10 protein-coding genes and 1 pseudogene are annotated in these 12,626 nt (G+C 63.0%); 5 read left to right on the top strand and 6 right to left on the bottom strand.

Going from position 1 to position 12,626, the window contains the following annotated elements; genetic code table 11:
- Positions 1-57: 57 nt before the first annotated feature.
- Positions 58-346: pseudogene (locus OSW16_RS02555) on the top strand (IS4 family transposase); the annotation flags it as partial.
- A 48-nt stretch (positions 347-394) separates the two neighbouring features.
- On the opposite strand, the gene OSW16_RS02550 reads toward OSW16_RS02555, so the two are convergent.
- The 3 genes from OSW16_RS02550 to OSW16_RS02540 form a co-directional block, all read right to left on the bottom strand.
- On the bottom strand, positions 395-973 hold the full coding sequence (locus OSW16_RS02550; RefSeq protein ID WP_267820520.1) for a YceI family protein: 579 nt from the start codon (positions 971-973) through the stop codon (positions 395-397).
- A gap of 31 nt (positions 974-1,004) precedes the next feature.
- Positions 1,005-1,556: a cytochrome b gene (locus OSW16_RS02545; RefSeq protein WP_267820518.1), complete on the bottom strand. Its 552-nt coding sequence runs from the start codon at positions 1,554-1,556 to the stop codon at positions 1,005-1,007.
- A 208-nt stretch (positions 1,557-1,764) separates the two neighbouring features.
- A complete protein-coding gene (locus OSW16_RS02540) occupies positions 1,765-3,417 on the bottom strand; it encodes a flavin monoamine oxidase family protein (RefSeq protein WP_267820516.1) in 1,653 nt (550 codons plus the stop codon).
- Between the two features lie 206 nt (positions 3,418-3,623).
- Here OSW16_RS02540 and OSW16_RS02535 point away from each other — a divergent pair, with 206 nt between their 5' ends.
- From OSW16_RS02535 to OSW16_RS02525, 3 genes are all read left to right on the top strand, one after another.
- Positions 3,624-4,115, top strand: coding sequence for a hypothetical protein (locus OSW16_RS02535; RefSeq protein ID WP_267820514.1), 492 nt, complete (start codon positions 3,624-3,626; stop codon positions 4,113-4,115).
- 78 nt (positions 4,116-4,193) lie between these two features.
- Entirely contained in the window at positions 4,194-5,600 is a 1,407-nt protein-coding gene (locus OSW16_RS02530) for an adenosylmethionine--8-amino-7-oxononanoate transaminase (RefSeq protein ID WP_267820512.1), read from the top strand.
- Between the two features lie 85 nt (positions 5,601-5,685).
- Complete coding sequence (locus OSW16_RS02525; protein WP_267820510.1) at positions 5,686-6,405, top strand: 16S rRNA (uracil(1498)-N(3))-methyltransferase; 720 nt, start codon at positions 5,686-5,688, stop codon at positions 6,403-6,405.
- Here OSW16_RS02525 and trhA read toward each other — a convergent pair.
- The gene (gene trhA / locus OSW16_RS02520; RefSeq protein ID WP_267820508.1) at positions 6,402-7,019 is read right to left on the bottom strand and encodes a PAQR family membrane homeostasis protein TrhA; all 618 of its coding nucleotides are present in this window, start codon (positions 7,017-7,019) and stop codon (positions 6,402-6,404) included. The genes OSW16_RS02525 and trhA overlap by 4 nt on opposite strands.
- Between trhA and OSW16_RS02515 the strand changes: the two genes are divergently transcribed.
- Entirely contained in the window at positions 7,018-7,287 is a 270-nt protein-coding gene (locus tag OSW16_RS02515; RefSeq protein WP_267820506.1) for a hypothetical protein, read from the top strand. The genes trhA and OSW16_RS02515 overlap by 2 nt on opposite strands.
- On the opposite strand, the gene OSW16_RS02510 is transcribed toward OSW16_RS02515, so the two are convergent.
- Complete coding sequence (locus tag OSW16_RS02510; protein ID WP_267820504.1) at positions 7,282-7,743, bottom strand: chemotaxis protein CheW; 462 nt, start codon at positions 7,741-7,743, stop codon at positions 7,282-7,284. The two genes, OSW16_RS02515 and OSW16_RS02510, sit on opposite strands and share 6 nt — an antisense overlap.
- Positions 7,736-12,625: an Hpt domain-containing protein gene (locus OSW16_RS02505; RefSeq protein ID WP_267820501.1), complete on the bottom strand. Its 4,890-nt coding sequence runs from the start codon at positions 12,623-12,625 to the stop codon at positions 7,736-7,738. Before OSW16_RS02505 ends, OSW16_RS02510 begins: the two co-directional genes overlap by 8 nt.
- Position 12,626 lies beyond the last annotated feature (1 nt).

Genomic DNA, 12,626 nt, shown 5'->3' with positions numbered 1-12,626 from the left:
GTGCCGCTCAGTAAAAGCCAAACCAAAAAGGCCCACCTTTCGGTGTAATGCTGTTCACTGCTGGCTTACAACATCATCCGCCGGGAGGCCAGCCAGGCCGCAATCGCCTTTGGTCGAACACCGTCGGACCTACGCTTCAAACCTGCCCTCCAGTACATCGCCGTGCAGTTGATTGCCATGGCTGCGGCCAATCCAGCATCGGCCACGGGCAGGAGGTGGGCTGAGTTACGGGGAGGTGTTGCGGGGATGTTTCTGGATCACCGCCCAAGGCCCGGAAGGCCTGGGACGGTGAAGATTTTTCAAAACCCGGTATCCGGTGGAGCGCAAGGCTGCTCCGCTTAAGTGAACAGCATTACGCCCCATGGGGCGGCGTTTTTCATTGCTCAGGCAATGATCACTTCTGCTTCACGCCTTCGACGCTGATGTCCAGGTCGAGGGTCTGCGAGGTTGGGCCTGGGCCCTTGATGCCGAAGTCGTTCAGGTTCAGCGTGGTGGTGGCGTTGAAGCCAGCACGCTCACCGCCCCACGGGTCCTTGCCTTCACCGTTGAAGGTGGCCTTGAAGGTCACCGGCTTGGTCACACCGTGCAGTGTCAGGTCACCGGTCACGTCTGCGGTTTTTTCGCCGGTGGACTTGACGGCGGTGGAAACGAATTTGGCTTCTGGATACTTCTTCACATCCAGGAAGTCAGCGCTGGCGATATGCTTGTCACGCTCGGCGTGATTCGACCACAGGCTGGCGGTTTGCAGGTCGACGCTGATCTTGCTGGCTTCAGGCTTGTCGCTATCCCACGTGAAGTTACCGTCGAAGTCCTTGAAGGTACCGTGAATGAAGCTGTAGCCCAGGTGGCTGATTTTCCAGTCGACGAACGCGTGCTGGCCTTCCTTGTCGATCTTGTACTCGGCGGCCATGGCCTGACCAGCACTGAGCAGAGCGGTACCGAGCGCCAAAGCGGCAAAAGTCTTTTTCAACATCCTTTAAGTTCCTTGCAATTGAGGTTGAGAGTCAAGCTTTGCGGCCCAGCATGCGAACCAGGGTCGCGTCACGGTCAATGTAATGGTGCTTCAGGGCAGCCACGGCATGCAGCGCGGCGAAAATCACCAGGCCCCACGCCAGCCACAGATGAACCACGCCAGCCAGGTCTGCCTGGTCAGGCAGGTCACTGACAAGGGCAGGTACTTCAAACAAGCCAAACACTGGAATACCGACACCATCGGCGGTCGAGATCAGGTAGCCGGCGATCATCACCGCGAACAGGCCCACGTACAGCGCCAAATGCCCCAACTTGGCAGCCAGCCGGGTGAATGCACCGTGGCTGGCAGGCGCCGGCGGCGGTGGGCTGATGAAGCGCCACAGCACACGCACGAGCATGACGGCCATGAGCACCAGGCCGATGCTCTTGTGCAAGTCCGGGCCAGCCTTGCGCCAAGGGCTGTAATAATCGAGACCGACCATCCACAGACCAAGACCGAACAGGCCAAAGACCGCCAGCGCAACCCCCCAGTGCAAGAGGATGCTGACAACGCCGTAGCGAGAAGGTGAATTGCGCAGTTGCATGATGCCGTGTTTCCCCGTGGAAGCTGTGCACAGACTAACGCGTAACGTATCGAATAAAAGCACAAAAAATTGCTTTGGATTATCGATAAATCCGATGGTAATTGTCCGAGTCGGCTATTAAGGAAACATTAACGATAGTGGGTAATGTCAAGTTGTCAGCCCTGGCCCTGACATCCGCTTGGCGGTGACAGGGCCAGGCGATCACCCCTCAGCCGGCCTTGGCCTGGGCCGGTTCTGGAGCTGGAGCTGTAGCTGGAGAAGCCTTGGCTTCAGGCTTGTCGGCGCTGCCGAACAACCGCGAGAAGAAACCAGGCTTGTCCACCTTCGCCTCCTCGGCCTTCACCGGTTCTGCTTTGGCGGGTGCCTTCTCGGCGTCGTCCGCCTTGTCGGATGAACCACCGAACAGGTTGGAGAAGAACCCACCGTTGTCCTTCCTTGCCGCCCCTGTCGCCGCCACAGGGGCAGCCTTGGCGGGGTCGAACGACTTGCCGGCCAGCAGGTCCTGCACTTGGCTGGCGGCACGCTGGCCACTGCGCAGGGCACCTTCAAGGGTGCCTGGGTACAGCGCGTCGGTATGCTCACCGGCAAACGCAATGCGTTGCACCGGGCGCTCCCACAGGCGCCAGTACTTGCTGATCTGCCCTGGGCCATAGGCCAGGTAAGCACCGCCGGTGCCGGCATCGGCGCTGTAGCGCTTGACCTCATAACCGGTGAACGCACCACGGGCCTTTGGATAGAAGGCATGCAGCCGGATCAATACCTGGTCGACCATCTGTTTGTCGCCGAACGCCTGCAGCAGACGGGCGTTGTCACCCGACAGGTTGATCACCACGTTGGCGCCGCCTTTGAGTGCTGGCTCGATCCACAGCATGCCAAGGCCTGCGTTGCTGAAGATTTCGCCAGACATGCGAGCGCGGCTTTCCCAGACTGGCTGCTTGAATTTGAGCAGCAACTGATCGCGCCAACCATAGTTGGTGCCCCTCAGCGCCGCGATGTGCTGGGTGTCCAGAGCTGGAGTGATCTGGATCTTGGCCAGGGCACGCAGCGGCACCGCCATGACCACATAATCGGCCTGATAGCTGGCGCTGCCGACCTTGACGGTGACCCCGCCGCTGTCCTGAACGATGGAGGTGACCGGCGAGCTGGTCTTGATGGTTTTCAGCTGCTTGACGAAAGCCTGGGCCAGCACCGGGCTGCCGCCAGGCAAGCGTGCGGCACGCAGGTCACGGTCGCTGACGCCGCGGTAGACACGGCTCTGCTGGGCGAAGTACAGCAGTGAGAGACGCGATGGTTCGTCATAGCGGGTACGGATCTGCTGGTTGATCAGCTGCCGTGCAGTGCTGGGCAACTGCAGCTTGTCGAGCCAGGTGGAAACGTTCATCTGGTCGAGGGCGAACAGCGTACTGGTGGCCTGCGGTTTGAGCGGGTCATCGATCGAACGGGCCAGGTCATCGAGGGTCTTCTCGTAGCGCTTGAGCGCTTCGGCGGTAGCTGGCTGGCGGGTAGTCAGGTCGCTGGCGCTGAAGTACTCCCCGTCGATCAGATACCCCGGAGTACGGACGAACTCGGGCGCGGGCAGTGTCTCGAGCTTGAAACGCTCAAGGTACTGGTTGAGCACCGGCTGAGCCTTGCTGTTGCCGACCCACTCACTGGTGGCCAGGCCAGAGCGGCCGCCCATGCCGGCCTTGGCTTCCAGCAAGGTCACCTGCCAACCCTTGTCCTGCAGCTCGTAGGCCGCAGTCAGGCCTGCCAGGCCGCCACCCACCACGATTGCCGAAGGTGTCTTGTCCTTGGCCAGCGCGGCGCCGCTGGACACACCGATCAATACCAACGCGCACAGGCGCACCCAAGCAGCAGCCATGATGGCGAACTCCGAGTTGACGTTACAGAAATGGGAAGAGGCAAATGCCCCGAGATGATGCGTTAAGAATACGTCAGGTATGGCGACCCTGCCACCACAGCGCCATCAAGTGCCTTTGGCAACTGGCATTTTTGTCAGTAGACAGGCCTGCTGCCGTTACGCAACGCTGGTCTGGGTAGCCGGAAAACCGACAAAAGGAACTGCGCATGATCTACGAGGAGCACTTTGCCCAGGTCAAAAGGCAGCTCCTGTGGCACAAACAAACCTTACAGACGCCATCGGGCTTGCGTATCCGCAGCAATGGCACTTCCTGGGCCGGTGTTCACGAAGCGTGCAAAGGTGAGGACGGCACCGAACTGGTGATAGGCGAGCAGTGTGAGGTGGAAATCAGCTTCAGCCAGGAGGTCGAGAGCCTTCGCCTGGAATGCTACGTCGTCAGCGACCAGCACTTCGAAGATGTAACGATGCTCCTGGATACAGAGAGCTTGGATTGGGGCGTGTTTGCCCCGCCCCCGCACAACTTCTACTGGCTGACGCTTTCAGGCAGCGGCTATACCGAGTTCATGCCTGGGCATTTCTCCACTCAACCTTGCTATCAGCACCTCCCCGGGCCCTTTCGCTGCCTGACCATCTCCACCTCCAGAGCCGGCACCGTGCATATCCGCAAGTTCGAATGGACCCACACCAGTCGCCATTGACCCGCAGCGGTTGTCCTGCCTCCTGGCATTGCTTAGGCTTACGCGGTCAAACATGCCGTAACGCCAGGAGAAGTGCCAATGGGCCTCAACGATCAATGGATGCAGCGTGACCTGAAGGTCTTGTGGCACCCCTGCACCCAGATGAAAGACCACGAGCAGTTGCCGCTGATCCCGATCAAGCGCGGGGAAGGCGTGTGGCTCGAGGACTTCGAAGGCAAACGCTACCTGGATGCGGTCAGCAGTTGGTGGGTGAATGTGTTTGGCCACGCCAACCCGCGCATCAATCAGCGCATCAAGGACCAGGTCGATCAACTCGAGCATGTGATCCTGGCAGGTTTCAGCCACCAGCCGGTGATCGAGCTGTCCGAGCGTCTGGTGGCGATGACGCCTGCCGGCCTGGACCGGGTGTTCTATGCCGACAATGGCTCGTCGTGCATCGAAGTGGCGCTGAAAATGAGCTTCCATTACTGGCAGAACATCGGCAAACCGGCGAAAAAGCGCTTCGTCACCCTGACCAACAGCTACCACGGCGAGACCATCGCTGCGATGTCGGTGGGCGATGTGCCGCTGTTCACCGAAACCTACAAAGCGCTGCTGCTCGACACCATCAAGGTACCCAGCCCGGATTGCTACCTGCGCCCCGAGGGCATGGGATGGGAAGAGCACTCGCGCAACATGTTCAGCGCCATGGAACAGACGCTGGCCGAACACCACGAAACGATCTCGGCGGTCATCATCGAGCCGTTGATCCAGGGTGCAGGCGGCATGCGCATGTACCACCCGGTCTATCTCAAGCTGCTGCGCGAGGCGTGCGACCGCTATGGCGTGCACTTGATCCACGACGAGATTGCCGTGGGCTTTGGGCGCACCGGCACGATGTTCGCTTGTGAGCAGGCTGGCATCCGCCCGGATTTCCTGTGCCTGTCCAAGGCGCTGACCGGTGGCTACCTGCCGCTGGCCGCGTGCCTGACCACCGACACGGTGTACCAGGCGTTCTACGACGACTACCCGACCCTGCGCGCATTCCTGCATTCGCACAGCTACACCGGCAACCCGCTGGCCTGCGCCGCGGCCCTGGCGACCCTGGACATTTTCGAACAGGACAACGTCATCGAGGCCAACAAGGCGTTGGCCTCACGCATGGCCAGTGCCACTGCGCACCTGGCCGATCATGCCCATGTTGCCGAAATCCGCCAGACCGGCATGGCCCTGGCGATCGAAATGGTCCAGGAGAAGGCGGGCAAGGTCGCCTACCCGTGGCAGGAGCGCCGTGGCCTGAAAGTGTTCGAGCATGCCCTGTCCCGCGGCGCCCTGCTGCGCCCACTGGGCAGCGTGGTGTACTTCCTGCCGCCGTACGTGATCACGCCCGAGCAGATCGACTTCCTTGCCGAGGTGGCCAGTGAAGGCATCGATATCGCCACGCGAGAAAGCGTCAGCGTGGCGGTGCCAGCGAACTTCCACCCCGATTTCCGCGATCCGGGCTAACCGACCAGCAATCGCACTGCCATGCAGGTGGGGCCTTGTGCCGCGCCTGCAAGGTCGATGTCCAACCTTCTTCCTGAGCAAAACCATGAGACTGTCCCGTTTCTTCATCGACGCCCCCCTGAGCCTCGGCGAGCATGACCTGCCCGAAGCCCAGGCCCACTATATCGGCCGCGTACTGCGTATGGCCCCCGGCGACGCCGTGCAATTGTTCGATGGCAGCGGCCAGGAATACCTGGGCCAATTGCTCGAAGTGGGCAAGAAGAGCGTGCGCGTGAGCCTCGACCAGGCCGTCGCCGGCCAGGCCGAGTCGCCCTTGCACATTCACCTGGGCCAGGGGCTTTCCCGCGGCGAGCGCATGGACTGGGCGATCCAGAAGGCCACTGAACTGGGCGCCAATGAAATCACCCCGATCATCAGCGAACGCTGTGAAGTGCGCCTCAAAGACGAGCGCGCCGACAAGCGCCTCGCCCACTGGCGCCAGGTCGCGATCAGCGCCTGCGAACAATGCGGCCGCTCGACCTTGCCGATCATCCATGCGCCCGTGACCTTGGCAGACTGGATCAAGGGCAGCGATGCTGACCTGAAACTGGTCTTGCACCCTGTCGCTGAGCCGTTGACCAGTCATGACAAACCGGCACGCCTGGCGTTTCTGATCGGCCCCGAGGGTGGTTTGAGCGAAGCGGAAGTCGACCAGGCAAAGGGCGCGGGCTTCCACGCTGCCCGCCTCGGCCCCCGGGTGCTGCGCACCGAAACAGCACCGGTGGTGGCCCTGTCGGTGGCGCAACAGCTGTGGGGCGACTTCTAACGCACGTAGAAGGACACTGCCACGAAGTGCATCAGGCTGCCAGCGATCACGAACAGGTGCCAGATGCCATGCCAGTGTCGGAATCGGCTGTCGAAGGCGAAGAAGATGATGCCCACGGTATAAAACACACCGCCCGCCGCCAGCCAGGCAAAGCCGGCGGTGCCCAGGCTTTGCAGCAGCGGGTTGACCGCCACCAGCACGATCCAGCCCATCACTGCATAGATGATGATGGACAGGACCCGAGCCTCTGAGCGTGGCTTGATTTCCTGCAGCATGCCGATCACCGCCAGCCCCCAGACCACCCCGAACAGGCTCCAGCCCCAGGGCCCGCGCAGGCTCACCAGGCAGAACGGTGTGTAGCTGCCGGCGATGAGCAGGTAGATGGACAGGTGATCGAGCTTGCGCATGATCACCTTGGCCCGCCCGCGGGTGCTGTGGTAGAGGGTGGAGATGCTGTAGAGCAGCAGCAGTGTGCCGCCGTAGATCGAGAAGCTGACGATCTTCCAGGGATCGCCCTGCAGCCCTGCACTGACGATCAGCCAAATAGCCCCAATACAAGCCAGGAAGGCACCGACCAAATGGGTCCAAGCGTTGAAGCGTTCACCGTAATACATGCAAAAACAGACCTCCCAAACGTCTGCAAGTTGCGTCGAGCGGCAAGCTACAAGCTACAAGCTACAAGCTACAAGCAAGAGCAAGAGCAAGAGCAAGAGCAAGAGCAAGAGCAAGAGCAAGAGCAAGAGCAAGAGCAAGAGCAAGAGCAAGAGCAAGAGCAAGAGCAAGAGCAAGAGCAAGAGCAAGAGCAAGAGCAAGAGCGATACTCTCCCACTCAACGCGATCAGCTTGAAGCTTGCAGCTTGCAGCTTGAAGCTGCCGTCATGACAGATGCGCGTCACGCACGAGCCTTTCCAGCCCAACCAGGTCAGGCACCCGTGCCACCTGCTCGCCCACCTGCACCGCCGCCAACTCCAGGCTGGCCAACGCCACATCCACATAATTCAGCTGGCTGTCGAGCTTGCACGAGCGTGGGATGTCCTGCAGCAACACCGCCAGATATCGCAGGCCGGTGTCGCCCAAAGCGTTCAGCACCACGATACGCGCCCGCTCGCCACACGGGGTTTCACCACCGCACGCTGCCTCGAAGCCGATCAGCGGCAGGTGCTGCTGGCGCCAGTCGATCCACCCCAGGTGCCAGGACGGTTGGGCACGCTGGCACACCAGGTTGCGCTGGCCGATAAGCTCGGCCACAGCCACATTGGGCAACACCAGGGTTCGGTCGCCCAACGGCAACAACAGGCCCGTCAGGCTGCTGCGCTGGCCTGCGATCAACTCAAGCATGGGTTTGGCTCCAATGGGCGATACTCTGCAGCAGCACCGACTCCTGATACGGCTTGCCCAGGTAGTCGTTGACACCGATGGCCATGGCCCGGTCGCGGTGCTTCTGCCCGGTGCGTGAGGTGATCATGATGATCGGCAGGTCCTTGAGGCGCTCATCGCGACGAATGCGGGTGGCCACTTCAAAGCCATCCATGCGCGGCATTTCGATGTCCAGCAGCAACACATCCGGGCGGTGCTCTTCCAGCAGTGCCATGGCATCCACACCGTCCTTGGCCGTCAGCACGCTCATGCCATGGCGCTCCAGCAGGCGGCTGGTCACCTTGCGCACGGTCACCGAATCGTCCACCACCATCACCAGCAATGCCCGCCGCGGCGCCGGGCCGAACAGCGTGCGCTGCACCCCGCTACCACCCGGCAGCCGCGCCAGGCGGCGCTGCTGGCCGCGCAACTGGCCAAGCAGATCAAGAATCAGCACCACCCTACCATCACCGAGCAAGGTCGCGCCGGACAACCCTGGCACGGCAGCGAACTGCGGGCCCAAGCTCTTCACCACGATCTCGCGGCTCGGCGACAGGCTGTCGACCTGGATCGCGAACGACTGTTGCTGGGAGTGCACCAGCAACACCGGCAATGGCACGCTCTGGCCCAGAAGGCTCGGCCGCGGCAGGCCTTGCAGCAGCTCGCCCAGGTAACGCAAATCGTATTCATGGCCAGCATAGGCGTAGCGCGGCACATCCCGCTGGTAACAGATAGCCAGCTCGGCCGGCGGCACGCGCACGATGCCTTCGATGGTATTGAGCGGGATGGCGTACTGCTCCTCACCCAGGTGAACCATCACGGCACGGTTGATCGACACCGTGAACGGCAGGCGAATCAGAAAGCGTGCGCCCTTGCCCTGCGCCGACTCGATACTCATCGAGCCGCCCAGTTGCTTGACCTCTTCGTGCACCACGTCCATGCCCAGGCCACGCCCGGAGATCTGGGTGATCTTCTCTGCGGTGGAAAACCCCGGGCGCAAGATGAACTGCAGGATTTCGTGGTCACTCAGGTGGGCCTGGGGGTCCAGCAGGCCACGCTTGATCGCCTTGCGCCGCACCGCCTCCAGCGGCACGCCGGCACCGTCGTCGGTCATCTCGATGACAATATCGGCCCCCTCATGGAGCAAATTGAGATGGATGGTGCCCTGCTCAGGTTTACCGGCAGCCAGGCGCGCTTCCCGGGTCTCGAGGCCATGATCCACAGCATTGCGCAGCATGTGCTCCAAGGGCGCGACCATACGTTCCAGAACACTGCGATCAAGCTCGCCTTCGGCGTTGCCGACCACCAGTTCCACCTGCTTGCCCAACTCGCTGGCCACTTGGCGTACCACCCGTTGCAAGCGCGGCACCAGGCGTTCGAACGGCACCATCAACGTGGCGGTGAGGCCTTCCTGCAACTGGCTGTTCACCCTCGCCTGCTGCTGCAACAGGGCCTGCGCCTCCTGCGCGCGCTGGGCCAGCGTCTCTTTCAGGTCAAGCAGGTCAGAGGCCGATTCGAACAATGCCCGTGATAATTGTTGCAGTTGGGAATGGCGGTCCATTTCCAGTGGGTCGAAATCCTCGTAGGCGTCACCTTCGAACGGCTGACGGCTGCTGATCCGACCTTGGGTTTCCATGTCCAGGCGCAGCAACTGGTCGCGCATGCGCTCCAGCGTGGTTTCCATCTCGCTCAAGGCGAATTGGGCGTCATTGACCTGTTGCTCGATACGCCCACGAATCACCGAGTGCTCACCTGCCAGATTGCCCAGGTCATCGAGCAGTTCGGCATCCACCTTGACCAGGTCACCGGGGGGCCGCTCGGGTGAAGCGGCAGGTGCGTCGGCAGGTGCTGCCCCGGCCGGGGCCTGCCCGGCAACGCTGTCGGTCAGGGCGGCGCTGCTGAAGTTGCGGATGTAGTCGATCAACGCAGTCGCCGCATGCAGCGGCTGCCCCAGGCGCACCGCGTCGAGCATGTGCGCCAGGCGGTCATGGCAGTTCTGCAACAGGGCGAACAACGGTGCACCCGGTGGCAAGCGGCCGGCAGCCAGCAGTTCGTACAGGAATTCCAGTTCGTGGGCCAGGTCACCGATAGCGGCGATTTCCACCATGCGCGCCCCGCCCTTGAGCGTGTGCAAATCACGCAGCAGGTTGTCCACCTCGGCGCTGTTGCGCGGGTCGGCCTGCCAACGCGCAAGCGCGGCGGCGGCGCTTTCAACAATGTCGGAGCTTTCTTCGAGGAAGACTTCAAGCAGCTCCTTGTCGCCCGGGTTTTCCGCCTCATCAGCCGGCGCCGGAGGGCCATCGAGGCGTGTGACCGAGCCTGGTGCCACCAGGCCAGTGGCCTCGGGCGCCAGGGCGTCGTCCAGCAAGCTCCGCAAGCCCTCGACGCAGGCTGGGCGGGCGGTCGGCTCCTGGCCGGCAGCGACTTCGTCGAGCATGTCGAGCAGCGCCTCGTGCGCCTGCCGTGCCAAGACAAAAAAGCGCCCATCGGCGGCCAGGCTGCCCTCTTCCACCGCGCCGTACAGGTCCAGCAGCGCTTCACAGACATCGTCCATCTGCCACAGGTCGGCCAGGTGTGCACCGTGGCAGAGGGTGGTCAGCCCGTCGAGCAAGCTGTCCAGCGACTGGCGTTGGCCGGGCTGCTCCTGCCAGCGCGACAACAGGGCCTCGGCATCCAGCAGGATGTCCATCGACTGGGCGAGGAAGCTGGCGATCAACTGCGGGTCACGCTTGCCCCGGCGTCCATGCGACGGCTCTTCATGCAAGCTGGCCAAGCGCATGTCCACAGCTTCACCGACCTGTTCGATCAGTTGCGCCGCGCCGCAAATGGGTGCCAGCGGAGTGCTGGTCAATTGCGCCAGGCCCAGCTGGAACAAGCCGCGTGCCTCTTCAAGCCATTGGCGTTCTGCCGCTTGCAAAGGCAGGTGGTGCCCCCGGTACTCGCGCACCAGCCGGTCGAGCGCGGTGGCGAGCTCGGCGATTGGCAATACGCCGGCCATCGCGGCGCTGCCCTTCAAGGTGTGCAAGGCGCGTTGCAAGGTGTCGCTGACCTCGGTGCCCTGACCGTCTGTGCCCTGCAGAAATGCCTCCAGGCTGGCCAGATGGCCCTGGGCTTCATTGCGGAAGATGTCCAGCAGCAGGGGATCGAGGCCATCGATTTCGCCACCCGCGGGCGAATCCTTCTCCGCCAGCGCATGCAGGTGGCTCGCCAACTGCTCGATCTCGGTCACCTGTGGCATCTGGCCGGCAGCAAAGTCGGCCAGCAGGTCGGGCAAATGAACCACGACCTGCTGCAGCGCCACCACACCCTCGGGGGCCAGTGTCGTGCGCCCTTCGAGTACCCGGTTGAGCAGGTGCTCACCGCCCCAGGCCAATTCGGCGACCGCCTGAGCATGGACCATGCGGCCACTGCCTTTGAGCGTATGCAAGTCGCGGCGCACCTCCAGCAAGGCATCCCGCAGGCTGTTATCGGCGCGCCAGCGCAACCAATGCCGCTCGATCTGCGGCAGCAGCTCGCCGGCCTCTTCCAGGAAGACCTCGCGCAACTCGTCATCCACCCCGTCGGTACTGCCGTCCTGGGCCATGGCGCCTTCGCCGAGCGTGCACTGCACACCGAGCGCCGCCAGGCTGGCGCGCGCCCTGGCGAGGAAAGGCTGGGCATCGGCCAGAGGGTCGGCTACCCGCCATTGCAGGTAACACTCACTGGCGCTGAGGGCATCGGCCAGGTGGTCAAGCTCAACCGCCGGCGGCTCGACATCCAGGTGCTGCAACCAACCGTGCACATAACCCGCGCAACCAGCCAAGACTTCCGCCGCGTCCGGCAGCATCAGCATCGCCAACGCCCCTCGTACCTGCTGCAGCAACCCCGGCAATGGTTGCAGGCGCTGGCGCGGCCAACCGGATTCCAGGCAATCGCCGATCAGGTCCTTGGCCTGCTGCAACACGTTCAGCGATTCGTTCAACACCAGCTGGCGAATCTCGGCCAGGTCGGAACCGGGCAAGCCGCCCTGCCCGCCCTCTTCCAGCGGGCCAACCATGCCATTGAGGCTCGCCTCCACATACAACAAGGCGCCCGCAACATCCATGAGTACCGCGTCATCCGCCGCGCGTTGGCCTTGAGCCAACGCCTGCAGGGCCATTACCTGATCGATGATGACCCGCCGAGGCTGCTGAAAGCCCAGCACCGCCAGGGTATCGGCCACATGACGCAAGGGCGCCAACAGGCTGTCCAGCTGTTCGATGTGCTGACGGTCCCCGCGGACGAACTGGTCCAGACGTTCCTTGATGCGCATCAGGTCGTCGCACAACGCGCTGATCACCGAACGCAGCGCGTCACGCCCAGGCCCTGCCTGAACCTGCTCCCGCCAATTGCCCAGCGACAGGTCGAGGTTGGCCAGGTCGTCCGAGCCGGCGAAGCGCTGCGCCGCTGCGCTGATCAGGCTGCCCTGGGCCAGCGGTTCGACCCCCCGGCAAGCCCGCAACTGGTTGAGCAGCGGCAGCATGACCAGAGGCAGGTCATGGCGCGCGCCGCGCAGCCGCTCCAGGTACGAGGGCAGTTGCTCAAGGCCGCGGAACAGCGGGCCCAGGCAGTCGCCGCGGGGGCTCACCTGGCCCTCGGCAAAGGCCCTGGCCAGCAGCTCCAGCTCTTCGGCCAGGCGCGTGGCACCGCGCAGTTCGAGCATGCGCAGGCAGCCGTGAACCTGGTGCAGGTTATCCACCACGAACGCCAGGATGGACAGATCGCCGGTATCCCCGGCAAAGCGCTCAAGGGCCTGGCGCGCCTGCCCCAGGCAATCGAGGATGGACGCCTTGGTCCAGGCCAGAGCGACGGTATCGTGGCGCTCGGGGCTTGTTGCTGCAGCCATC

The sequence above is a fragment of the Pseudomonas putida genome (assembly GCF_026625125.1).
In the GTDB taxonomy this organism is placed as follows: domain Bacteria; phylum Pseudomonadota; class Gammaproteobacteria; order Pseudomonadales; family Pseudomonadaceae; genus Aquipseudomonas; species Aquipseudomonas putida_X.
Note: the sequence above shows the minus strand (reverse complement) of the source record. Positions and strands in the feature narration are given on the sequence as shown.

Excerpts from the sequence above, each read along its gene's own strand:
- OSW16_RS02515 (WP_267820506.1), top strand. The coding sequence starts at position 7,018 with ATGCAAAAACAGACCTCCCAAACGTCTGCAAGTTGCGTCGAGCGGCAA.
- trhA (WP_267820508.1), bottom strand. The coding sequence starts at position 7,019 with ATGTATTACGGTGAACGCTTCAACGCTTGGACCCATTTGGTCGGTGCC.
- OSW16_RS02505 (WP_267820501.1), bottom strand. The coding sequence starts at position 12,625 with ATGGCTGCAGCAACAAGCCCCGAGCGCCACGATACCGTCGCTCTGGCC.
- OSW16_RS02540 (WP_267820516.1), bottom strand. The coding sequence starts at position 3,417 with ATGGCTGCTGCTTGGGTGCGCCTGTGCGCGTTGGTATTGATCGGTGTG.
- OSW16_RS02530 (WP_267820512.1), top strand. The coding sequence starts at position 4,194 with ATGGGCCTCAACGATCAATGGATGCAGCGTGACCTGAAGGTCTTGTGG.
- OSW16_RS02525 (WP_267820510.1), top strand. The coding sequence starts at position 5,686 with ATGAGACTGTCCCGTTTCTTCATCGACGCCCCCCTGAGCCTCGGCGAG.
- OSW16_RS02510 (WP_267820504.1), bottom strand. The coding sequence starts at position 7,743 with ATGCTTGAGTTGATCGCAGGCCAGCGCAGCAGCCTGACGGGCCTGTTG.
- OSW16_RS02545 (WP_267820518.1), bottom strand. The coding sequence starts at position 1,556 with ATGCAACTGCGCAATTCACCTTCTCGCTACGGCGTTGTCAGCATCCTC.
- OSW16_RS02550 (WP_267820520.1), bottom strand. The coding sequence starts at position 973 with ATGTTGAAAAAGACTTTTGCCGCTTTGGCGCTCGGTACCGCTCTGCTC.
- OSW16_RS02535 (WP_267820514.1), top strand. The coding sequence starts at position 3,624 with ATGATCTACGAGGAGCACTTTGCCCAGGTCAAAAGGCAGCTCCTGTGG.